Raw genomic sequence first — 22,221 nt, forward strand, 5'->3', positions numbered from 1 at the left:
GCCCGCACCCCCCCATCCCGCATCCCGCACCGGTCCACCACGACTCACAAGGTGATGACACATGCCCGTAAGCACTCTTTCCGCCCTGCCCACGGCCTCCCAGCTCGACATCGCCGGGGCGCTGACCACCCTGCTGCGCGACACGACGACCGAGGCGCGCCCGGACACCCAGCTGGAGGCCCTGACGCTGGCCGTCGCCGCCGACCTACCCGTGCTTCTGTGGGGCGAGCCGGGCATCGGCAAGACCGCCGCCCTCACCCAGCTCGCCGACGACCTCGGGCTGCCCCTCACCACGGTCATCGCCAGCGTGCACGAGCCGTCCGACTTCTCCGGGCTGCCCGTCGTCGGTGACGACCCGGCGGAACAGGGTGTCCCCATGGCGCCGCCGGACTGGGCCGTGCGCCTGGTCCGGGCCGGGCACGGACTGCTCTTCCTGGACGAACTGTCCACGGCCCCGCCCGCCGTGCAGGCCGCCCTCCTCCGCCTCGTACTCGAACGGCGTGTCGGTGCGCTCCAACTGCCGCCCGGTGTACGGATCGTGGCCGCCGCCAACCCGCGTTCGTCGGCGGCCGACGGCTGGGAGCTGAGCCCGCCGCTCGCCAACCGGTTCGTCCATCTCCAGTGGACCCACGACCAGGACGTCGTCGTGCGCGGTCTCGGCGGGACCTGGCCCCGGGCGACCCTGCCCCGGCTCAGGCCCGAACGCCTTGGCGAGGCCGTCGACTTCGCCCGTCGCGCGGTGTGCGGACTGCTCGCGGCCCGGCCCGCGCTCGTCCACCGGCTGCCCAGCGGCGAGACCCGCAGGGGCGGCCCCTGGCCGTCGCCCCGGAGCTGGGACATGACCCTCACCCTGATCGCCTTCGCCACCGCCGCCGGAGTCTCCCGCGAGGTGCTCTCCCTGCTCGTCAGGGGCACGGTCGGAGACGGTCCGGGACTCGAACTCCTCGCGGCCGTCGACCGCTTGGACCTCCCGGACCCGGAAACGCTCCTGGCCGACCCGGCGGCCGCCGTGCTGCCCGAGCGGGGGGACCTGCGGCAGGCCGTGCTCGACGGGGTGGTCGCCGCGGTGCGCAATCGCCTCGACCGGTCGCGCTGGGACGCCGCCTGGACGCTGCTGGTGCGCGCGGTCGAGACCGGGGCGCCGGATCTGGTCGTCGTCCCGGCGACGACCCTCGCCGCGCTCAGGCGGGAGGAGTGGGACGTGCCCCCGTCGATCGAGGCGCTGGCGGGAGTCGTGTCGGTGTCACGCCGCGCCGAGGACGCGGCGGCCCGGGCCGCCGTGGCGACGAAGGGCGGCCGGTGACCGGGGGCGAGCTGGACCGCGACAAGCTCTTCGCGGCCCGGTTGCAGGCCGTCAGGGCCCGCCCGTTCCTGGCGACGGCGCTGTTCGCGCTCCATGTGGTCGAGTCGCGGCGCGTCCCGACGATGGCCGTCGACCGCTACTGGCGGTGCTACGTGTCGCCGTGGTTCGTGGACCGCACACCGGTGGAGGAGCTCGCCGGGGTGTGGGTGCACGAGGTGTCGCACCTGCTGCGCGACCACCACGGGCGCGGCGACCGGTTCGCGCGCCAGGAGGGGCTGACCGGGCCCGGGGAGCGGTTGCGGATGAACATCGCGGCCGACTGCGAGATCAACGACGACGTGTACGGGGACGGGTTGGTGGCTCCCGAGGGAGCCGTGTGGCCCGGGACGCTGGGGCTCCCCGAGGGAAAGCTGATGGAGGAGTACCTGCGCCTGTTCCGGCTCGGGTCCCGTACGCAGGACTTCGCCTGGCTGGACTGCGGCAGCGGCTCCGACGGGCTCGACCGGGAGTGGGACCTCGGACCCGACGGCGCGCACGGGCTCAGCGAGCAGGAGCGCGACGCGGTGCGCTTCCGGGTCGCCCAGGGCATCACCGGCCGCCCGGGCCATGCGCCGAAAGCGTGGAAACGGTGGGCGGAGGAGGCGTTCCACCCGCCCCAGGCCTGGCGCGACCTGCTGGGAGCCGCCGTCCGGTCGGCCGTGTCCGGCCACGGCGCGGGCGACGACTACTCGTACGGGCGTCCCTCGCGGCGCTCGGCCGGGCTGCCCGGGGTGGTCCTGCCGAGCCTGCGCCGCAGACCACCGCGCGTGTCCGTGGTCATCGACACCTCGGGGTCGGTCAGCGACGCCGAGCTGGGCAGCGCGCTCCTGGAGGTGTCCGCGATCACCCGTGCCGTGGGCGGCCGCCGGGACCTGGTCCAGGTCCTGTCCTGCGACGCGGCCGCCCGGGTCGTGCACCCGCTGTGCCGCGCGGAGGGCATCCCGCTCGTGGGCGGCGGCGGAACCGATCTGCGCACGGGCTTCGCCAAGGCACTGCGCACGCACCCCCGGCCCGACGTCGTCGTGGCCCTGACCGACGGCCAGACCCCGTGGCCCTCGGACCGGCCCGCGTGCCGGACGGTGGTGGGCCTCTTCGACCGGCCGGACCGTGGCTCCTGGGACGAGGACGACCCCGACTACGTACCGGACTCGCCGCCCCCGTGGGCGCGCGTCGTCAACATCGGCTAGTCGGCGGGCCGTTGATCCGGGTGACGGGTCATGCGTTCGACACTCGGCGCCCCCGCCCGCAGCCCGTCCGCCACCAGGTCGAAGAGGCGGGCGGCGCGGGGCTGCCAGTCGCTGTGCGGATCCAGTTGCCACAGGCCCGCTATGGCGAGCAGGAAGTCGTCCGGGGTCACCCCGGGGCGCAGCGTGCCCGCCGCCTCGTTCGCCGCCAGCAGGAGCGCGATCGCCTCGGTCACCGGACCGTGGCCGACCTGCGCCAGGCTGCCGTGCCCGCTGGTCGCCGCGCGCAGGGCGTCCGCCAGGCCCGCCTTCGCCATGGCGTACCGGGCGAGGCGGTCCAGCCACTCGCGCAGGGCGCGGTCGGCCGGGCGGTCGGCGAGCAGCTGGGCCGCCGCGTCGGCGACCTGCCGCATCTCGTACCGGTACACCTCAAGCACCAGCGCCTCGCGGTGCGGGAAGTTCCGGTAGAACGTGCCCTGGCCGACCCCGGCCTTCCGCGCGATCACGCTCACCGGGGTGTCCGCGGCCCGGGTCAGCTCGGCGAGCGCGACCGCCAGGATGCGTTCGCGGTTGCGCTGCGCGTCCGGGCGCGTGGGCGTGCTCCTCGCGTCCCGCACCCTTCCCCCCTCCCGAGCCGCGGCCGGGGACGGCCTTGCTCGCCGGACAGCCGTCCGTTAGGTTCGACAACCAAGCGGACAGCTGTCCGCTTGTCTCCACCGCAGCGCCGGATCAGGCCACTTGACCGACCGGCTTCCGTCGGCCCCCCCACCCGCACGCCGCGCTCTCCGCCTCCCGCACCGGCCGCTCGCCGCCGGGCGCGGAGCGCTCGAAGCACCTGCGAAAGAAGGCTGATCATGGCCCCATCGACGTCCAGCACCGTCACCCTGCGCGTCAACGGCGAAAAATACACGCTGACCGTCGACCACCGCACCACCCTCCTCGACGCGTTGCGCGAACGGCTCGACCTGACCGGCACCAAGAAGGGGTGCGACCAGGGCCAGTGCGGCGCCTGTACGGTGCTGCTCGACGGCCGCAGGGCCGTGGCCTGCCTCCAACTCGCGGTGGCGGCCGAGGGGCGCGAGATCACCACCATCGAGGGCGTCGCGGACGGCGACCGCCTGCACCCCGTGCAGCAGGCGTTCCTGGACCTCGACGGATACCAGTGCGGCTACTGCACCCCGGGCCAGATCTGCTCCGCCCTCGCGGTCATCGAGGAGCACGCCGCCGGATGGCCCAGCGCCGTCACCGAGGACGTGCGGGCCGGGGCGCCCGCGCTCACCGCCGACGAGATCCGTGAGCGCATGAGCGGCAACCTCTGCCGCTGCGGGGCGTACGCACAGATCGTGCAGGCGGTCGCCCGCGCCGCCGACCAGGCCAAGGAGACCGTCGCATGAGGGAGTTCGGCTACGAACGGGTCCATGACGTCGCCGGAGCGGTGGCCCTCCTCGGCGCCGACCCCGGCGCCCGGCTCCTCGGCGGCGGCACCAACCTGGTCGACCTGATGAAGGCGGGCGTGGAGCGCCCCAGCCTCCTCATCGACGTACGGGAACTCCCCCTGGACGAGGTCCGGTTCAGCCCCGAGGGCGGCCTGCGCATCGGTGCCACCGTCACCAACAGCGACCTGGCGGCCCACCCCGACGTGCGGCGCCACTATCCGGCCCTCTCCCAGGCGCTGCTCGCCGGAGCGTCCGGGCAGCTCCGCAACATGGCCACCGTCGGCGGCAACCTCCTCCAGCGCACCCGCTGCGGCTACTTCGCCGACCTCGCCAAACCCTGCAACAAACGCGCCCCCGGCACCGGCTGCCCCGCCCGCGCGGGCGACCACCGCAACCACGCCATCCTCGGCGCTTCGGACCACTGCGTCGCCACGCACCCCTCCGACATGGCGGTCGCGCTCGCGGCGTTCGAGGCGGTCGTCTCGTACGAAACGGCCGACGGACCGGGCGAGTTGCCGGTCGAGGAGTTCTACCTTCCGGTGGGCGACACCCCGCACATCGAGACCGCGCTGCCCGCCGGAGCCGTGATCACCGGCGTCACGCTGCCGCCCGCCCCGGCCGCCGCGCACTCCCGCTACCGCAAGGTGCGCGAGCGTGCCTCGTACGCCTTCGCGATCGGCTCGCTCGCCGCCGCCCTCGATGTACGCGACGGCGTCGTGCGCGACGTCCGCCTCGCGTTCGGGGCCGTCGCCTCCCGGCCGTGGCGGGCCCGCACCGCCGAACGGGCACTGACCGGCGGCCCGGCCGACGAGACCGCGTTCGCCGCGGCGGCCGACGCCGAACTGGCCGCTGCCCGGCCGCTGCCCGAGAACGGCTACAAGGTGACGCTGATGCGCAACCTCGTCGTCGCCGAGCTCACCCGACTCGCCGAGGAGGCCGTCCGATGACCACGACGACCGGCACCACCACCGCCACCGGGGCCGCGGGCTCGGGCCGCGCCCGGGTGGAGGGCCGCGACAAGGTCACCGGCGCCGCCCGGTACGCGGGCGAGATCCCCTTCGCCCGGCTCGCCCACGGCTGGCTGGTCCTCTCCACGATCGCCCGGGGCCGGATCACCGCCGTGGCGGACGAGCCCGTCCTCGCCCTGCCGGGCGTGCTCACCGTCCTCCACCACGGGAACGCCCCGCGCGTCGACACCGGCTACGTGGGCATGCTGGGCCGCCCCAACCCGGTCGTCGGGCTCTTCCAGAACGACCGGGTGCCGTTCGCGGGCTGGCCGGTGGCCCTCGTGGTGGCCGAGACCCCCGAACAGGCCCGGGAGGCCGCCGAGGCGCTGGTCGTCGGCTACGAGGAGGAACCGCACGACGTGGCGTTCCGCGCCGGGCGCGCCGACGCCTACCGGCCCGAGGACTCCCCGATGGTGCGGGCCGACACGGAGAAGGGGGACCTCCGGGCGCGGATCGACGGGGCCGCCTTCGTCGTGGACGCGGAGTACACGACGCCGGAGGAACACCACTGCTCGATGGAGCCGCACGCCGCGACCGCCCGCTGGGACGACGGCCGGCTCGACGTCACGGACTCCAACCAGGGCAGCTCCTGGGTGGCCGGAGAACTCGCCCAGCTCTTCTCGCTCGACCCGTCCTCGGTGCGGGTGCGCTCCGAACACATCGGCGGCGCCTTCGGATCGAAGGGCCTGAGTGTCCATCAGGTCGCCGCCGTCATGGCGACCACGACCCTCCAGCGGCCCGTACGCGTCGTCATGACCCGGCGTCAGATGTTCTCGCTCGTCGGTTACCGCAGCCCCACCGCCCAGCGTGTCAGGGTCGCGGCCGACTCCGACGGCCGACTGTGCGCCTTCGACCACGAGGCGCTGAACCTCACGTCCAGCGTGCATGAGTTCATCGAGACGAGCGCCGTGCTCGGCCGGGTGCTGTACGACGCCGACGCGCACCGCACCCGGCACCGGGTCCTGCGGCTCGACGTGCCCACGCCGACCTGGATGCGCGCCCCCGGCGAGGCACCCGGCTCCTTCGCCATCGAGTCGGCCCTCGACGAACTCGCCGAGAAGTGCGGCGTGGACCCCATCGCCCTGCGGGCGCGTAACGAACCCGTCACCGGCCCGGTCTCGGGTCTGCCCTTCAGCAGCCGCAACCTGCTCGCCTGCTTCGAGGAGGGTGCCCGCCGGTTCGGCTGGGCGGACCGCGATCCGCGCCCCGGCCTGCGCCGCGAAGGCCGCTGGCTGATCGGGACCGGGACGGCCGCGGCCTCCTACCCCTCGGGCGTCGGCCGCTCCACCGCCGCCGTCACCGCCGAGGCCGACGGCACCTTCACCGTACGGGTCAACGCGTCGGACATCGGCACCGGAGCCCGCACCGCCATGACGCTCGTCGCCGCCGAAGCGCTCCGGGCGGACCCGGACCGGGTGCAGGTGCGCATCGGCGACAGCGACCTGGGCCACGCGATGATCGCGGGCGGCTCCACCGGCACCCGCTCCTGGGGCTGGGCGGTGCGCCTCGCGGCGGCCGACCTCCGCGAACGGCTGGCACTGGGCGGCGGCATCCCGCCCGAGGGGATCACCGCCCGCGCGGACACCGCCGACGCCATCGCCGCCCTGCCGCAGCAGGAACGGCACTCGTTCGGCGCCCAGTTCGCCGAGGTCGCCGTCGACGTCACCACCGGCGAGGTACGGGCCCGCCGCCTGCTGGGCATCTTCGCGGCGGGCACCATCGTCAACCCCCTCACCGCCCGCAGTCAGCTCATCGGCGGCATGACCTGGGGCCTGTCCATGGCGCTCCACGAGGAGGCGGTCCGCGACGCGGCGACCGGCGGCCACGTCAACGCCGACCTCGCCGGATACCACGTCGCCTCGCACGCCGATGTGCCGCTCATCGAGGCGGACTGGGTGGAGGACCCGGTGCCCGGCGACCCCGTCGGCATCAAGGGCATCGGCGAGATCGGCATCGTGGGCGTCGCCGCCGCCCTCGCCAACGCGGTGTGGCACGCGACGGGCGTACGCCACCGCGACCTGCCGATCCGCCCGGACCGCGTCCTGCGAGCGGCGGCCGGACACCCCTAGAGCGTTTCCCGAAACGCTCTAGTCGCCCAGCCGCACCTCGCGCCCCCGCCAACGACGCCGCAGCCAGCGGTCGTGGCTGGCGACCACGACCGCGCCCGGCCCGGGCCCCAGCGCCTCCTCCAGCTCGTCGCACAGCGCGGGGGAGAGGTGGTTGGTCGGTTCGTCGAGCAGCAGCAGCTCCGGCGGGCGGGCCATCAGTAGCGCGAGCGCGAGCCTGCGCCGCTGGCCCGCCGACAGCTGCCGCACCTCCTTGCCCAGGTCCGCCTCGCGCAGCAGCCCGAGCGAGACCAACGGCACCAGCTCCGCCCGGTCGGCGCCCAGCACCCGTACATAGGTGTCGGCGACGGTCCGGTCCGGCCGGGCGAACACGCTGTCCTGCGCGAGCACCCCGACGGTGAGACCCGGCCGCCGGACCACCTCGCCGAACGCCACCGGCCGGCCCGCGAGCACCGCGATCAGCGTCGACTTCCCCGTGCCGTTGCCGCCCGTGACCAGCAGCCGGTCGGACGCCTCGACGTCGAGCTCGTCGATGGCCAGCCGGCCGGGGAACCGCACCCCGCGCAGGGACACCAGCGTGCCCGGCTCGGACGGCCGGGCCCGCTCGGGGTACCGGAACCGCAGCGGACTGGGCGGTTCGGCGACCTGGCCGCGCTCCGCCTCGTCCAGGCGGCGGGTCGCGTTGCGGACCCGGCGCGCGATCTGGCTCTGCACCCGGCCCGCCCGCACCCCATACCCCATCTTCTCGTTGTCGCGGGGCCCCCGGTCGGGCGCGACCTGGCGCGCGGTCACCGCCGCCGACCGGCGCAGCTCCCCGATCTCCTCCTGCTCCTCGGCGTACCGGCGCTCCCACCGGGCCCGCTCCGCCCGCTTCTCCGCCAGGTACGCGCTGTACCCGCCGCCGTACCGTACGGGCCCGTCGACCGCCGGATCCAGGTCGATGAGGTCCGTGCAGACGGCGTCCAGGAACGCCCGGTCGTGGCCGGCGACCACCACGGGCCCCGGCATCGTGCGCAGCTGCTCCTCCACGAACGCGGCGGCCTCGTCGTCCAGATGATTGGTCGGTTCGTCGAGGAGCAGGGCGGCCGGCCGCCGCACCAGCAGCGCGGCGAGCGCCAGCCGGCCGCGCTGCCCGCCCGAGAGCGAGCGGATCGTCCGGCCGTGCGGCAGGGAGCCGAGCCCGAGACCGTCGAGCACGACGGCCGCGCGCCGGTCGGCGTCCCAAGCCTCCCGCTCCTCCGCCTGTTCGAGCCGTCCGCCGTACGTCTCCAGGAGCTCCGCGTACTCCGGAGCGTCCTCCGGCGTACGGGAGAGCAGACCGGAGAGCCGGTCCAGTTCGGCGAGATCGGCCCGCGCCTCGCGCAGCGCGTCGTCCAGGACGCCCGCGAGGGTGGAGCCCGCGTCGAACGGCATCTCCTGGTGCAGGAATCCCACATCGGCGGGGCGGGTGACCTGTCCGGCGTCGGGTTCGTCCACCCCGGCGAGCAGCCGCAGGAGTGTCGACTTGCCGACACCGTTCTCTCCGATGAGGCCGATGCGGTCGCCGGGCGACGCGGTGAGCGAGACCCCGTCCAGGACACGCTTCGTACCGAGGACGCGGACCAGGTCGTGGGCGTGGAGGGCGCTGCTCATGCTTCCGGTGCCCCCGTCTCCCGCAGCTCCCCGTCCGCCAGCCGCAACCACCTGCTCACTCCGATCCGTTCCAGGAACCGTTCGTCGTGGCTGACCACCACGAAGGCGCCCCGATAGGAGGCGAGCGCGCTCTCCAGCTGGCCGGCGCTCACCAGGTCCAGGTTGTTCGTCGGCTCGTCCAGGAGCAGCAGCTGCGGGGCCGGTTCCGCGCACAGGACGCAGGCCAGGGTGGCCCGCAGCCGCTCGCCGCCGGACAGCACGCCGACCGGCAGATGGGCGCGGTCGCCGCGGAAGAGGAAGCGCGCGAGCAGGTTCATCCGCTCGGCCTCGTCCCGGTGCGGGGCGTACGCGGCGAAGTTCTCGGCCACCGTGCGTCCGAGGTCGAGCAGGTCGAGGCGTTGCGAGAGGTAGGCGATCCGCCCGTCGGCCCGCCGGATCGACCCGCCGTCCGGCTCCAGGTCCCCGTTGACCAGCCGCAGCAAGGTGCTCTTGCCCGCGCCGTTGGGCCCGGTCAGCGCGATGCGCTCGGGGCCCCGGATCGTCAGGCCGACGCCCTCGCCGGAGAACTGCTCCCGGCCGCCGAGGCGCACCCGCAGCTCCTCGGCGAGCAGCACGGTGCGACCGGCGGGCACATCGGTGTCCGGCAGATCGAGCGTGATGCGCTGCTCGTCGCGTACCGCACGCCCCGCCTCGTCCAGGCGGGCCTGTGCCTCGCCGACCCGGGCGGCGTGCGTCTGGCCGGACTTGCCGGCGGCCTCCTGGGCGCCGCGCTTCATGTTCCCGGCGAAGATGCGGGGCAGGCCCGCGTTCTTGAGGTTGCGGGCCGCGTTGCTCGCGCGCCGGTCGGCCCGCTCGCGGGCCTGCTGCATCTCGCGCTTCTCCCGCTTCAACTCCTGTTCGGCGTTGCGGACGTTCTTCTCCGCCACCTCCTGCTCGGCTCGCACGGCTTCCTCGTACGCCGTGAAGTTGCCGCCGTACAGCCGCAGTTCCGACGGACCGAGTTCGGCGATGCGGTCCATGCGGTCCAGGAGCGCGCGGTCGTGGCTGACGAGCAGCAGCGTCCCGTTCCACGACTCCAGCGTGTCGTAGAGGCGGAGCCGCGCGTCGAGATCGAGGTTGTTCGTCGGCTCGTCGAGCAGCAGCACGTCCGGCCGCTTGAGCAGCTGGGCCGCGAGGCCGAGCGAGACGACCTGCCCTCCGCTGAGCGTGCCGATGCTGCGGTCCAGGGCGATGCCGTCCAGGCCGAGCCGGTCGAGCTGGGCGCGCGTGCGCTCCTCGATGTCCCAGTCGTCGCCGATGACCGCGAAGTGTTTCTCGTCCACGTCACCGGACTCCACGGCGTCCAGCGCGCGGATCACCGCTTCGACGCCCAGAACCTCGGAGACCGACAGGTCACCGGTCAGGGGGAGGCTCTGCGGGAGGTAGCCGAGGGTGCCGTCGACGGTGACGGAACCGGCGCCCGGCCGCAGCTCACCGGCGAGCAGCTTGAGCAGGGTGCTCTTCCCGGAGCCGTTGGGGGCGACGAGACCGGTGCGGCCGCTGCCCACGCTGAAGGACAGGCCGGAGAAGACGGGGGTGTCGTCCGGCCAGGAGAAGGAGAGGTTCGAGCAGATGAGGGATGCGTCGGACATACGGGGACCTCGCGTGTGAATCCGGGAACGGCAGACACCACGGCCCCGGAGAAATGGTCTGAGGGAACAACGACATGGCCACTGCGGCGGCGCCCTGGGCGCCCGCTGCGGCTATGGAGCTCCGGGATCACCCGGAGATGTCGTCGTCGCCTGCCATGTCTGGTCTCCTCGTACACGCTGAACGGCCCGTCGAGCTTAGCAGCCGTCCCCGTTCACGGCCTTCCGATTCAGGTGCGCGCCCGTCGGCGCAGGTCGGCGATGCCCTGGTCCAGGGCCGCCTCCAGGTGTCCCAGGCCGCCGGTGGACAGCAGGATCACCACACCGCCCTGGATCCCGGCCAGCAGGGCCGCCGCCGAGCGGTCCGCGTCCCGGTCGGCGTCGATCTCGCCGATCGACTGCATGTGCCGGATTCCGGCGGCCAGCGCGTCCTGCCAGCGTCGCAGCAGTTCGGTGGCGACGGCCTGCGCGCCCGACGAGGCCGGCCCGATCCGCGAGACGGCGATGTCGAGCGGACACTCCCGGCCCTGCTCGCGGTAGCGGGCGACGACCTTGTCGCGCCAGCTCAGCCAGGCCGGCCACGAGGTGAGGGCGCTCAGCTCCGGCTGCTGGTCGTCGATCACCCGGTCCGCCTCGTGGTGGGCGACGGCCAGCATCAACTCGTCCTTCCCGCCGGGGAAGTAGTGGAACAGCTGGCTCTTGCTGGTCGACGTGAGCGCCAGGACGTCATCGAGCGTCAGCGTGAACACACCGTGCCGCCGGATCGCAGTGGCGGCGCCTTCGACGATGCGCTGTTTGGTCGCGGCGCCCTTGGCGGTCAGCGGCACGATGTCTCTCCTTCTCCGCGGTCATGAACGGGTCCGTGCGTGCGCTCAGGGAATCAGCAGCAGCTTCCCGGTGGTCCGGCGGGACTCCAGATCGCTGTGGGCCCGCGCCGCGTCCGAGAGCGCGTACCGCCCGCCGATGCGCGGGGACACCTTCCCCGCCCGCACCATCGCGAAGACCTCCCCGGTCCGGGCGACCAGCGCCTCCCGGGTGGGGACGTGGTCCTGCACGGTCGGGTACGACAGCAGGATGCTGCTCGGCAGATCGGTCACCGAGAGCGACGGTACGCCCATAAAGGGGCCGTAGTAGGCGTGCACCCCGTGCAGACGCAGGGCCAGCTGCGAGGACCGGAACGTCGAGGTTCCGCCCCCGTCGTACACGACATGGGCACCCTCGCCGTCCGTCAGCTCGCGCACCCGGTCCTCGAAACCGGCGCCGGACGACACCAGGACGTGGTCCGCACCGGCCTCCTCGGCGATGGCCGCCTTCTCCGGGCGGGACACCAGGCCGATGACCCGGCCGCCGCGCGCCTTGATCATCTGGGTCAGCATGAGCCCCACACCACCGGCGGCGGCGTGCACCACGGCGGTGTCGCCGGGGCCGACGGCGTACGTCTCGGTGGTGAAGTGGTTCGCCGTGAGCCCCTGCATCATCACCGCGGCCGCCGTCTCGTCCGGCACCTCGTCGGGCACCTTGACCAACCGGTCCGCCGGGACGGCCAGGAGCTCCGCGTAGCTGCCCGGGTGGTAGAACCAGGCCACCCGGTCGCCGACGGCCAGATCCTCCACGCCCTCGCCGAGCGCGGTCACGTACCCCATGCCCTCGGCGCCGAGCACGGTCGGCGCGGCCCAGCCCGGGCCGCCCACCTTGCGGGCGCCCACGTCCATGAAGTTCACCCCGGCGGCGCCGAGGCGGACCAGGGCCTCGCCGGGGGCGGGGACGGGGTCCGGGAGTTCGGTCCAGGCCATGACCTCGGGGCCGCCGTGCTCGGTGATGCGGATCGCGTGCATCGGGTGTGCCTCTCCGTGAGCCGTCACCGCGACCCGTGTGCCGCGGTGAGTCAGGCCACCGTAGGAAGGCAAAAATGGACCGGCAAGTCCAGTCCAGGGGCGGGCGCGACATCCCGCCCGCCCCGCGATGTCACCCGCGCGGGCTGTGGCCGAACCGGACCCCCTCCCATGGCGTTCCGGCCGGGAAGGACTCCGCGCGGCGCTGCCCCGACGGGCGTGCCGAGGCCCGTACGACGGAGGCCTTCGCGCCCTCGATCCGTACCAGCCAGTCCAGGAGTTCCCGGCGCAGTTCGTCGGCGACCGCGCGGTGCGAGTCGAGGCAGACGAGATTGTCCAGCTCGTACGGGTCGGCCGCCAGGTCGTACAGCTCCGTCTCCGTGTAGTGGTCCGCACCCGGGTCGTTCCAGGCGTCCGCGTCCGGCGCCTCCACGGCGTACTTCCAGCGTGAGGTGCGCACCGCGCGCCCCACCCGGTCCTCGCTGATCTGGACGAACACGGAAGCGGGCCGTTCCGGATCGCGGCCCCCACCGGTCAGCGGCAGCAGGGAGCGCCCCTGTACGCCCGGCGGGACCGGGAGGCCCGCCGCCGCGAGCAGGGTCGGCATCAGGTCCACCGTGGAGACCGGCCGGCGGACGAGCCCGCCGCCGCTGAAGCCGGGTCCGGTGGCCGCCAGCGGCACCCGGACCGATGCCTCGTGGGCCGAGCGCTTGTACTCGCTGTTGCGGGTACGGAAGTGGGAGCCGTGGTCCGCCGTCCAGGCCAGGACCGTGTTCTCCTCGGTGCCCAGGCTCCGCAGGGCGTCGCGCAGCCGGCCCACCCCCTCGTCGACCCGTTTGATCTGGCCCAGGTACCCGGCGAGGTGGCGGTGCGCCCCGCCCTGCTCGGCCCCCGGTGAGAGTGCGGCCAGGTCGGGCGGCAGCCAGGCACCCTCGTAACGCTCCCGGTAGCCCGCCGGGGCCGGGTAGTCGTCGGTGGGGTTCTGGTGGTGCGGCTCCAGCAGCGACAGGAAGAGGAGGTACGGCCGGTCGTGGTGGTCGGCGACGAACCGGATCGCCGCGTCGATCAGCGCGTCCGAGCGGTAGCCGGGCAGCCGCACCGGCGCGCCGTCCTCGTCGTGCACCACCGTGCGGTACGCGTCCGAGGTGAATTCCAGCCGGTCGGACGCCAGCCACGTGCCGTAACCGCCCCGGCGGCCGGCCGGCACCGGCCCGTCGGGGTTCGCTTCGCCCGCCAGGTGCCATTTCCCGATGTAGCCGGTGGCGTATCCGGCGGCCGCGAACTCACCGGCGAGCGTGGGGATGTCCCCGGGGAGCGGCAGACCGTTGCGGAAGACACCGGTGGCCGTGGGGTAGCGGCCGGTCTGGAGCGACGAACGGGCGGGCGCGCAGACCGGGTTGGGGGTGACCGCCTGCTCGAAGAGGGTGCCCTCGCGCGCGATGCGGTCGAACTCCGGTGTCACACCGGCCCGGTTGCCGTGCACCCCGGCGGTGTCCCAGCGCTGCTGGTCGGTGAGGACCACGATCACCTGCGGGCGTGCCCCGGAGGGCGGCGCCGGGACGCCGCCCTCCGGGGCCGTGGAGTGCTCGCTCACGCAGCGGTCGCCTCGGTGGTGGAGGCGCCGGACGGGATGCCGAAGGACGGGTCCGGCACGGCCTCGGGGGTGATGAGGGTGGAGGAGCGGCCGTCGACGCCGACCGGGACGTCACCGTCGATGGTGACGCGGCGGAGCTTGCGCTCGTGGGTGTCGGAGTCGTCCACGCCGTAGTGCTGGGTGGCGCGGTTGTCCCAGATCGCCACGTCGCCGACCTGCCAGTCCCAGCGCACGGTGTTCTCCGGGCGCTCGATGTGCGACTGGAACAGCTCGACCAGGGCCCGCGAGTCGCGCCCGTTCAGCCCGCTGATCCGCTGCACGAAGTTGCCCAGCAGCAGGACGCGTTCGCCGGTCTCGGGGTGCACGCGGACCACCGGGTGCTCGGTGAGGAACTTGGTCGACGTGAACACCTCGCGGTACTGCTGAAGCGCCTCCGGCAGGGCGTTGGGCCGCACCGCCGCGTAGTCGTAGTCGTTGGAGTGGACGGCCCGCAGCCCGTCCGCCAGGGTGCGCAGCTGCTCGGGCAGCTCCGCGTAGGCGGCGGCCGTGTTGGACCACAGGGTGTTGCCGCCGTACGGGGGGATCACGACGGCCCGCAGGATGGAGAAGGCCGGGTAGGCGGGGACGAAGGTGACGTCGGTGTGCCACTGGTTGGCCCGGCCGCCGTGGTCGGAGTCGATGCCCAGCGAATACCGCCCGTCGGCGGACGGCACGGTCGGGTGGGCGACCGGCGTGCCGAGCAGCCGGCCGAACGCCTCGTGGCTGTCCTCGTCCAGGTGGTCCTGCTCCCGGAAGAAGACGACCTTGTGGGCGAGGAGCGCGGCCCGGACGGCGGCGACCGTCTCCGGGTCGAGGTCGCCGCCGAGCCGTACACCGGAGATGACCGCGCCGATGCGGCCGCCGAGCTGCTGGATGGTGACGGCGGGGGCGGTGGTCGTGGAGGACATGGGATTTCCCTTCGAGGAGGTGCCCGTCACGGCCGGGCGCAGGGCGCGGCCGGTGGCGAGCCAATTACTTGTGGAGCGGAATTAATTGGGGCGGGAGGTGCCCACGGGCGGAGCGGTGCACTGCCCGGAGCGAGAACGCGCAGGGTGACCGGCTCGGGAGAGGGAGTGGTGGTGCGGTGGTACGCCGGTGAGGTCAGGCGGCGGTACAGCGGCCCGGACACACGGGCTGAGGGGCGGGGCGGCCGGCGCGGGCGGGCCGCGCATCGGTGAGTGCCGTCGCGAACATGTCCCGGAGACTCGCAGCGCCCCGCCGGGTACGTCAAGCGCCCGCCGCCGCCCCGCGGGGCGTACGGCAGTGGTTCAATCGGCGCCTGCACCGGGCCGCCGGGCATCCCCGACGGGCGCCGAAAAACCCTTGCTGGCCTGCGAGTTCACCCGACCTCCCGGGCAGTGCGCGGGCGCCGCCCCCGGACCCGGTCACCGGCCCCGTGCGAATTCACGCCGCCGTAACGTTGCGAGCGCCCCACCGGCGCAGGACCGAAGGAAGGCCCCCATGACCGCCGCCCCCCGCCTCTTCCGCGCGACCGGTGACGGAAGGCGCGAGACCAACGCCGCCACCGTGCTGCGCACCGTCCTCGACCACGGACCCGTCGCCCGCCGGACGATCGCCGACCGCTCCGGGCTGAGCCAGGCCGCCGTGTCGCGCCAGTGCACCGATCTCGTACGGCTCGGCCTGGTCCGGGAGTTGCCCGAGCTGAGCGCCGGAAACGGGGTGGGCCGGCCGCAGATCCCGGTCGACCTGCACACCGGTGAGAGCGGCGGGCCCCTGGTCGCCGGGGTGCACATCGGGGTGCCCGCGTCGACGTTCGGCGTGCTGGACCTGCGCGGCCGGCTGCTCGACCGGCGCACCTTCCCGCACGACGGCATCGCCGCCGGGGACCTGCCGCCGAGGATCGCGCGCGGGCTGCGCGCCTTCCTGGACGACGTCCGGCGCGACCGGCCGCTGCTGGGGGTGGGCGCGGCCCTCGGCGGCTGGGTCGAGCCGGGCTCGGGCACGGCCGTGCGGCACGCCTCGCTCGGCTGGGCCGGCCGTCCGCTCGCCGCCGAACTCGCCCGTGGGCTGGGCGGTCCGGAGGTGCGCGTCGACAACCACGCCCGGGCCGTCGCGCAGTCCGAGATCCTGTTCGGCCGGCCCGAGGCGCGGCGCAGCCTGGTCCACCTGTTCATCGGCAACGTGGTCGACGCGGCGCTCGGCATCACCGGTGTGGTGCACCAGGGGCCCGGGTCCGGTGCCGGGGACGTGGCCCACCTGCCGGTGCCGGACTCCACGGTGGTCTGCCCCTGCGGGCGCTCGGGATGCCTGGAGGCGACCGCCTCGAACACCGCGATGGCACGGACCGCCGTGCGGCGCGGCATCGTGCCCTGGGCCGACGCCTTTCTGGTGGTGGACGCGGCGGCGGCCGGTGACCGACGCGCCGACCGGCTGCTGCGCGAGCGGGCCCGCGCGGTGGGCCGGGCGACGGCCCTGCTGCTCGACGTCCTCAACCCCGACCTCGTGGTCGTCACCGAGCACGCCAGCCTGACCAACCCGGAGTACCTGGAGGAGATCAAGGGCGCCGCGGTCGATCACTCGCACGTCTGCCGGGACCCCGAACGCATCGTCAGTCCGCATGCCGGGACGGCCGTCCTTCCGGTCGCGGCCGGTGCCGTCGTCCTGAACCCCCTGTTCAGAAGCCCTCTGGCGGCGTCGGTGCGGTAGCCGGCCACCGGAGGGCGGAAAGCGCTTCGTACCAGGATGCGGACATGGCAGGTTGACCGTCCGGCGAGGCCGCTGTCATATTGCTCCCGTGAACCCGGACAAGCGCCTCGTCTCCCGCAGGCACGTCGACCTCTGTCGACAGGCCAGCGCGGTCTGTGCCGTCCGCCGCTGACCCGGACCGCGGCGCGTGGCCGAATGGCCCCCACCCCGCTGACTTCTCACGGGTGACCACCACCCGCTGAGACCCGGGAATCGCCCCTCCCTTCCGGCTTCCCCGCTCCCGTGCGTCGCGGGAGCCCCTGACGCCTACCCGCGCCGATTCCGTACGGCCGCCGCAGCGGCCCCGGTCCGGTGCGCCTTCGTGCAGCGCATCCCCCTCGCTCCATTCCTCCCGCAGCGGAACGAATACGCGGACGTGCTGCGCCGCGCGCTCCCACCTTTCCTTTTCCCACCGTCACAGGCAGGCATCGATGACCGAGCTGTACCCCCTCACGCCCTCCGGACCGTCCCGGCGCTCCACGCTGCGCGCCGCGGGTGGCGGCGCCCTGCTCCTCGGACTGGGCCTCGCGGGATGCCGCTCGGCCGTGTCGGAGACCTCCTCCGCCCCGCAGGGCGCGAGCGCCGCACCACGGCGCGGCGGGGTGCTGAACGTCGCCGTGAACGCCGACTTCACGCCCGCCCTGCTGTTCTCGCAGAGCGGCCAGTCCCTTCAGCAACGCCTCATCTACAACACCCTCACCCGCTACGACGACCGCCTCCACCCGAAACCCGAACTCGCCACCTCCTGGACGTACGCCAAGGACGGACGCAGCATCACGCTGCGGCTGCGCGACGACGTCACCTTCCACAACGGCCGCAAGTTCACCGCCGACGACGTGATCTTCGCCGTGAAGAACCTTCAGAACCCGGTGCGCGCGGCGCAGTTGAGGAGCACGGCCGCCACGATCACCGGGTTCGAGAAGCGCGGTGACCACGAGCTGGTGCTCGCGCTGGCGCACCCGGTCAACAACCTCTTCGACCTGTTCGAGTTCATGATCATCGCGGACTCGGAGAGTGTCGAGGACGCCGTCGCCGGGAAGCAGCTCATCGGGACCGGCCCGTTCAAGCTGAAGAAGTGGAGCCCCGGCTCCGGTCTGAGCCTCACCCGCAACGACACGTACTGGCAGCCCGGCCGCCCCTACCTGGACGGCGTCGAACTGCGGGTCATAGCCCAGGCCGACGCGCTGATCTCGTCCCTGCGCTCCGGCCAGTCCCAGCTCTCCTTCGACGTGCCCGGCAAGAGCCTCGGCGTCGTCAAGACCGACAGCAAACTCGCCATCAGCGACTACGACACCGGCGCCGGAGCCGTCTACCTGGGCGTCAACACCACGGTCACCCCGCTGAACGACCGCACCGTCCGCCAGGCGCTCGCCTGGGCCGTCGACCGGGACCGGCTCGTCGCCCAGACCCTCGGCGGCTACGGTCTCGCCTCCGCCGCGCCCTGGCCCAAGTCCTCACCCGCCTTCAGCGAGGCCAACCGCACCCACTACACCCACGACCCCGCCAAGGCCCGGGAACTCCTGAAGTCCGCGGGGCACACCAGGCTCGACCTGCCCATGCTGCACATCGCGCTGCCCGGCGAGACGGCCATCGCCGAGTCCATCCAGTACGACCTCAAGCAGGTCGGCGTCCACGTCACGCTCCAGCCCACCGACGGCGCCACCGCGCAGAAGAAGCTGATCTCGCAGGGCATGCCGGCCCTGTGGTCCCTGGGCCACGGATTCGCCCAGGTGCAACCCTCCACCCTCGCCGTCAGCGCGTACCCCTTCAACGAGGCGAAGAACACCTCCAAGTACCGCTCGGCCGCCTACACCAAGGTCGTCCAGGAGGCGTGGACCGAGCCGGAGACCGACACGGCCGCCGCCAACGCCCTGCACCAGAAGATCTCCTCCATCCTGCTGGACGAGGCGTTCCTCATCGACCTCGTCGTACGCGGACAACTCCAGGTCTCCGCCGCCCGGCTGCACGGCGTCACGCTCAACAAGTTCTCCTACCTCAACCTCGACAACGCCTACCTGGTGTGACATGCGCAGCTACCTGATCCGGCGGCTGCCGTCCGCCCTCCTCGTCCTGGTCGCCGCCTCCTTCCTCATCTTCACCATCCTCAGGCTGGTGCCCGGCGACCCCGCCACCGCGCTCGCCGGACCCGACGCGGACGCGTCGACCGTCGCGGCGATCCGCGAACGGCTCGGCCTCGACGCACCCCTGCTCTCCCAGTACGCCCACTGGATCGGCTCGCTCCTGAAGGGCGACCTCGGACCCTCGTACGCGATCGGCGGACAGACCGCCGACCTCATCGGCGACGGACTCGGCGCCACCACCGAACTCACCGTCGCCGCCCTGGTGTTCGTGATCGTGCTCGGTACGGCCTTCGGCGTCGTCGGGGCCACCTCGCGCAACCGGTGGCTGACCGCGGCCGTCCGCGTGATCACCACCGCCGCGCTGGCCGTACCGCCGTTCGTCAGCGGCGTGCTGCTCGTCCTGGTCTTCGCCGTGGCGCTCCCCGTACTGCCGCCCGGCGGCCGGGTCGCCTTCCTGACGGCCCCGGACCTCGCCGCCCAGTACCTCGTGCTGCCGGCGCTCTGCCTGGCGCTGCCCAGCGCCGCCGTGCTCGGCCGCTACCTCAAGGACGGCATCGAACGCGGCCTCGCCGAGGACTACATCCGCACCGCCACCGCCGCCGGGATCGCCCCGCGCCGCCTGCTCTGGCGCCACACCCTGCCCAACGCCCTGCCGCCCGTCGTCACCCTGCTCGGCATGCAGGTCGGGAACCTGCTCGGCGGGACCGTCCTGGTCGAGGCGATCTTCGCCTGGCCCGGCCTCGGACAACTCGCCGAACAGGGCCTCCAGCGCCGCGACTACCCGGTCGTCCAGGACCTCCTGCTGCTCCTGGTCGGCGTCTTCGTCCTCGTCCAACTGCTCACCGACCTCGTGTACGCCTGGCTCGACCCCCGGATCAGGTGGGAGTAACCCTGATGACCCAGACGACCGACCTCCTCGCCGTGGCGCCGCCCCCGGCCGCCCGCAAGCCGCGCGCCACGGCCCGCCCCCGCCACCCGTACCGCACCGCCCTGTCCACCGCCCGCGCCCGCACCGGACTCGTCCTCGTCGGCGTGGTCGTCCTCGCCGGGCTCCTCGCACCGCTGCTCGCCGGACACGGGCCCACCGACCAGAGCGGCCAGAGCCTCGCGGGGCCCGGCACGCCGGGACACCTCCTGGGCACCGACGACCTCGGGCGCGACCTGCTCAGCCGGGTGCTGTACGGCATCCGCACCGACCTCACCATCATCACGATCGCCGTGCCCGTCGGGGCCGTACTCGGCTGCCTGCTCGCCCTGGCCGCAGCCGCCCACCCGGTCGCCGACACCGTCGTCCAGCGCGTCTTCGACCTGCTCCTCGCGTTCCCCGGGCTGATCCTGGCGCTCGCCGTCACCGCGATCCTCGGCCCCGGACGCGTCCCCGTCGTGCTCGTCATCGCCCTCGCCGAGGTCCCGGTCTTCGGCCGGCTGCTGCGGAGCGGCGTCCTCGTCCAGCGGGAACGGGAGTACGTCACCGCCGCCCGGGTCGGCGGCGGTTCGAGCAGCCGGGTGCTGGTCCGGCACATCCTGCCCAACGCGGCCGATCCGCTCGTGGTGCAGATCGCCGTCTCGCTGACCGTCGCCGTCTTCATCGAGGGCGCGATGAGCTTCCTCGGCGTCGGCGTCCGGCCGCCCGAACCCACCCTCGGCGCGGTGCTCAGCCAGTCCATGCCCTATCTCGCCCAGTCCCCGCACTTCGCCGCGGGCCCCCTGATCACCGTGACCGCGCTCGTCCTCGGACTCTCGCTCATCGCCGAGGCGCTCAACCGGGAGATACGCCGATGACCGCCCCCGAGCTGCTGGAAGTCCGCGACCTCGGCGTCGAGTTCACCGCCCCCGACGGTTCACCGCTGCGCGCCGTGCGCGGGGTCTCCTTCACCCTGCGCCGGGGCGAGACCCTGGCCGTCGTCGGCGAGTCCGGGTCCGGCAAGTCCACCACCGCGCTCGCCCTGAACCGCATGCTGCCCGGCACCGGCCGCATCACCACCGGCACGGTCCGCCTGGACGGCCGCGACCTGGCCGCCGCGGACGAGGCCGAGCTGCGCGCGGTGCGCGGCGCCCGCATCGGCATGGTCTTCCAGGACCCGATGACCGCCCTCAACCCCGTCCTCACCGCCGGCCGCCACATCGAGGAGGCCCTGCGCGCCCACGGCAACCACGACAAGGCCGCCCGCCGCGCCCGTGCCGTCGAACTCCTGGACCGGGTCGGCATCCCCGACCCGCACCGCCGCGCCGACGACCACCCGCACCAGTTCTCCGGCGGCCAGCGCCAGCGCATCCTCATCGCCATGGCCCTCGCCGGTGAACCCGACGTCCTCCTCGCCGACGAGCCGACCACCGCACTCGACGCCACCGTCCAGGACCAGATCCTCACCCTGCTCGGCGACCTCAACCGTGAGACCGGCACCGCCCTCGTCCTCATCACCCACAACATGGGCGTCGTCGCCCGCGCCTGCGAACGGGTCCTCGTCATGTACGGCGGCACCGTGGTCGAGGACGGGCCCACCGCCGAAGTGCTCACCCGCCCCCGCCACCCGTACACCGCCGGGCTCCTGGCCGCCGTCCCGCGCCTCGCCACCCCGTCCGGGACCCGGCTCACCGGCATCCCCGGCAGCCCGCCCGACCTCACGCTCCTCGGGGACGGCTGCGCCTTCGCCGACCGCTGCACCATGGCCGAGGACCGCTGCCGCACCGCGACCCCGCCGCTCGCACGGGTGGCCGGTGACGTCCGGGTGGCCTGCCTCCCCGCCGCCGGGCGCACCGAGCCCCTGCCCGCCCCGGCCCCGCCCGTCCGCATCGACCGCCCCGCACCCGGAGCGGTCGTGCTGGAGGCGGACGGGCTCACCAAGACGTACGGGGGACGCGGCGCGCGGCGACGCGGGGTGCCCGCGCTCGACGGGGTGTCGCTGACGCTCAGGGAGGGCGAGACGCTGGGCATCGTCGGCGAGTCCGGCTCCGGCAAGTCCACCCTCGCCCGGGTCCTCGCCCACGCCCACACCGCCGACGGCGGCACCCTGCGGCTGCGCGGTGAGGACGTCACCCGGCCCTCGCGCCGGGCGCTGCACGCGGTGCGCCGCCAGGTCCAGATGGTGTTCCAGGACCCCTACGCCTCGCTCAACCCGCGCATGACGGTGGGCGAGATCGTCGCCGAACCCCTCGTCGCGTTCGGCATCGGGGACCGGGAGACGCGCCGGGAGCGGGTGGCGGAGCTCCTGGAGCTGGCGGGCCTGGACCCCGCCGTGGCCGGACGCCACCCGCGCTCCTTCTCCGGCGGCCAGCGCCAGCGCATCGGCATCGCCCGCGCGCTCGCCCCGGCGCCGACCGTCCTCATCTGCGACGAACCCGTCTCCGCGCTCGACGTCTCCGTCCAGGCCCAGATCACCGGCCTGCTCACCGACCTCCAGCGTGACCTGGGCCTGTCCCTCGTCTTCATCGCCCATGACCTCGCGGTCGTCCGGCAGATCAGCCATCGCATCGCCGTCATGCACCGAGGCCGGGTCGTGGAGACCGGCACCGCCGACGAGGTGTGCGAGCACCCCCGCGACCCGTACACCCGCGCCCTGCTCGCCGCCGCGCCCGAACCCGTACCCCCGGCGTTCCGGACCGAGCACGCCGAGAAGACGGGAGCCCTCGCATGACCGACCGCACCCCCGAGCCGCCCACCCCGACCCGTGACG

At 73.8% G+C, this 22,221-nt stretch carries 18 protein-coding genes; 11 read left to right on the forward strand and 7 right to left on the reverse strand.

What is annotated here, in order from left to right; translation table 11 throughout:
- Nucleotides 1-61 precede the first annotated feature (61 nt).
- On the forward strand, nt 62-1,303 hold the full coding sequence (locus AMK18_RS06375) for an AAA family ATPase (RefSeq protein ID WP_073861972.1): 1,242 nt from the start codon (nt 62-64) through the stop codon (nt 1,301-1,303).
- Nucleotides 1,300-2,529, forward strand: coding sequence for a vWA domain-containing protein (locus tag AMK18_RS06380; protein ID WP_073861973.1), 1,230 nt, complete (start codon nt 1,300-1,302; stop codon nt 2,527-2,529). Before AMK18_RS06375 ends, AMK18_RS06380 begins: the two co-directional genes overlap by 4 nt.
- Here AMK18_RS06380 and AMK18_RS06385 read toward each other — a convergent pair.
- Entirely contained in the window at nt 2,526-3,143 is a 618-nt protein-coding gene (locus AMK18_RS06385; protein ID WP_073861974.1) for a TetR/AcrR family transcriptional regulator, read from the reverse strand. The two genes, AMK18_RS06380 and AMK18_RS06385, sit on opposite strands and share 4 nt — an antisense overlap.
- A gap of 237 nt (nt 3,144-3,380) precedes the next feature.
- On the opposite strand from AMK18_RS06385, the gene AMK18_RS06390 reads away from it, so the two are divergent.
- From AMK18_RS06390 to AMK18_RS06400, 3 genes are read left to right on the forward strand one after another with little or no spacing between them, the layout of a single operon-like run.
- Nucleotides 3,381-3,920 carry a 2Fe-2S iron-sulfur cluster-binding protein gene (locus tag AMK18_RS06390; protein ID WP_073861975.1) on the forward strand — a complete coding sequence of 180 codons (540 nt, stop codon included), beginning with the start codon at nt 3,381-3,383 and terminating at the stop codon, nt 3,918-3,920.
- Entirely contained in the window at nt 3,917-4,909 is a 993-nt protein-coding gene (locus tag AMK18_RS06395) for an FAD binding domain-containing protein (RefSeq protein ID WP_073861976.1), read from the forward strand. Before AMK18_RS06390 ends, AMK18_RS06395 begins: the two co-directional genes overlap by 4 nt.
- Nucleotides 4,906-7,038 (forward strand): xanthine dehydrogenase family protein molybdopterin-binding subunit, encoded by a 2,133-nt coding sequence (locus AMK18_RS06400; protein WP_073861977.1) that lies wholly within the window; start codon nt 4,906-4,908, stop codon nt 7,036-7,038. The genes AMK18_RS06395 and AMK18_RS06400 overlap by 4 nt, the downstream gene beginning before the upstream one ends.
- An 18-nt stretch (nt 7,039-7,056) precedes the next feature.
- On the opposite strand, the gene AMK18_RS06405 is transcribed toward AMK18_RS06400, so the two are convergent.
- The 6 genes from AMK18_RS06405 to AMK18_RS06430 all read right to left on the reverse strand — a co-directional run bounded on the left by AMK18_RS06405 (nt 7,057) and on the right by AMK18_RS06430 (nt 14,668).
- Nucleotides 7,057-8,667, reverse strand: a complete 1,611-nt coding sequence (locus AMK18_RS06405; RefSeq protein ID WP_073861978.1) for an ABC-F family ATP-binding cassette domain-containing protein — start codon at nt 8,665-8,667, stop codon at nt 7,057-7,059.
- On the reverse strand, nt 8,664-10,298 hold the full coding sequence (gene abc-f, locus AMK18_RS06410) for a ribosomal protection-like ABC-F family protein (protein ID WP_073861979.1): 1,635 nt from the start codon (nt 10,296-10,298) through the stop codon (nt 8,664-8,666). Before abc-f ends, AMK18_RS06405 begins: the two co-directional genes overlap by 4 nt.
- 227 nt (nt 10,299-10,525) lie before the next feature.
- On the reverse strand, nt 10,526-11,122 hold the full coding sequence (locus tag AMK18_RS06415) for a TetR/AcrR family transcriptional regulator (RefSeq protein WP_073861980.1): 597 nt from the start codon (nt 11,120-11,122) through the stop codon (nt 10,526-10,528).
- A gap of 45 nt (nt 11,123-11,167) precedes the next feature.
- Nucleotides 11,168-12,130 carry a quinone oxidoreductase family protein gene (locus tag AMK18_RS06420; RefSeq protein ID WP_073861981.1) on the reverse strand — a complete coding sequence of 321 codons (963 nt, stop codon included), beginning with the start codon at nt 12,128-12,130 and terminating at the stop codon, nt 11,168-11,170.
- Nucleotides 12,131-12,260: 130 nt separating this feature from the next.
- Entirely contained in the window at nt 12,261-13,721 is a 1,461-nt protein-coding gene (locus AMK18_RS06425) for a sulfatase-like hydrolase/transferase (protein ID WP_073861982.1), read from the reverse strand.
- Nucleotides 13,718-14,668, reverse strand: coding sequence for a TauD/TfdA dioxygenase family protein (locus tag AMK18_RS06430; RefSeq protein ID WP_073861983.1), 951 nt, complete (start codon nt 14,666-14,668; stop codon nt 13,718-13,720). Before AMK18_RS06430 ends, AMK18_RS06425 begins: the two co-directional genes overlap by 4 nt.
- Before the next feature lie 553 nt (nt 14,669-15,221).
- On the opposite strand from AMK18_RS06430, the gene AMK18_RS06435 reads away from it, so the two are divergent.
- The 6 genes from AMK18_RS06435 (at nt 15,222) to AMK18_RS06455 (ending at nt 22,182) form a co-directional block, all read left to right on the forward strand.
- The gene (locus tag AMK18_RS06435; protein ID WP_073861984.1) at nt 15,222-16,427 is read left to right on the forward strand and encodes an ROK family transcriptional regulator; all 1,206 of its coding nucleotides are present in this window, start codon (nt 15,222-15,224) and stop codon (nt 16,425-16,427) included.
- Nucleotides 16,428-16,515: 88 nt separating this feature from the next.
- Nucleotides 16,516-16,599, forward strand: coding sequence for a putative leader peptide (locus tag AMK18_RS35660; RefSeq protein ID WP_361031313.1), 84 nt, complete (start codon nt 16,516-16,518; stop codon nt 16,597-16,599).
- Nucleotides 16,600-16,897: 298 nt separating this feature from the next.
- Nucleotides 16,898-18,490 carry an ABC transporter substrate-binding protein gene (locus AMK18_RS06440; RefSeq protein WP_073861985.1) on the forward strand — a complete coding sequence of 531 codons (1,593 nt, stop codon included), beginning with the start codon at nt 16,898-16,900 and terminating at the stop codon, nt 18,488-18,490.
- Between the two features lies 1 nt (nt 18,491).
- On the forward strand, nt 18,492-19,436 hold the full coding sequence (locus AMK18_RS06445; protein WP_073861986.1) for an ABC transporter permease: 945 nt from the start codon (nt 18,492-18,494) through the stop codon (nt 19,434-19,436).
- Nucleotides 19,437-19,441: 5 nt separating this feature from the next.
- Nucleotides 19,442-20,329 (forward strand): ABC transporter permease, encoded by an 888-nt coding sequence (locus AMK18_RS06450; protein WP_073861987.1) that lies wholly within the window; start codon nt 19,442-19,444, stop codon nt 20,327-20,329.
- The gene (locus tag AMK18_RS06455) at nt 20,326-22,182 is read left to right on the forward strand and encodes a dipeptide ABC transporter ATP-binding protein (RefSeq protein WP_073861988.1); all 1,857 of its coding nucleotides are present in this window, start codon (nt 20,326-20,328) and stop codon (nt 22,180-22,182) included. Before AMK18_RS06450 ends, AMK18_RS06455 begins: the two co-directional genes overlap by 4 nt.
- Nucleotides 22,183-22,221 lie beyond the last annotated feature (39 nt).

The organism is Streptomyces sp. CB01249 (assembly GCF_001905735.1).
Classification (GTDB): domain Bacteria; phylum Actinomycetota; class Actinomycetes; order Streptomycetales; family Streptomycetaceae; genus Streptomyces.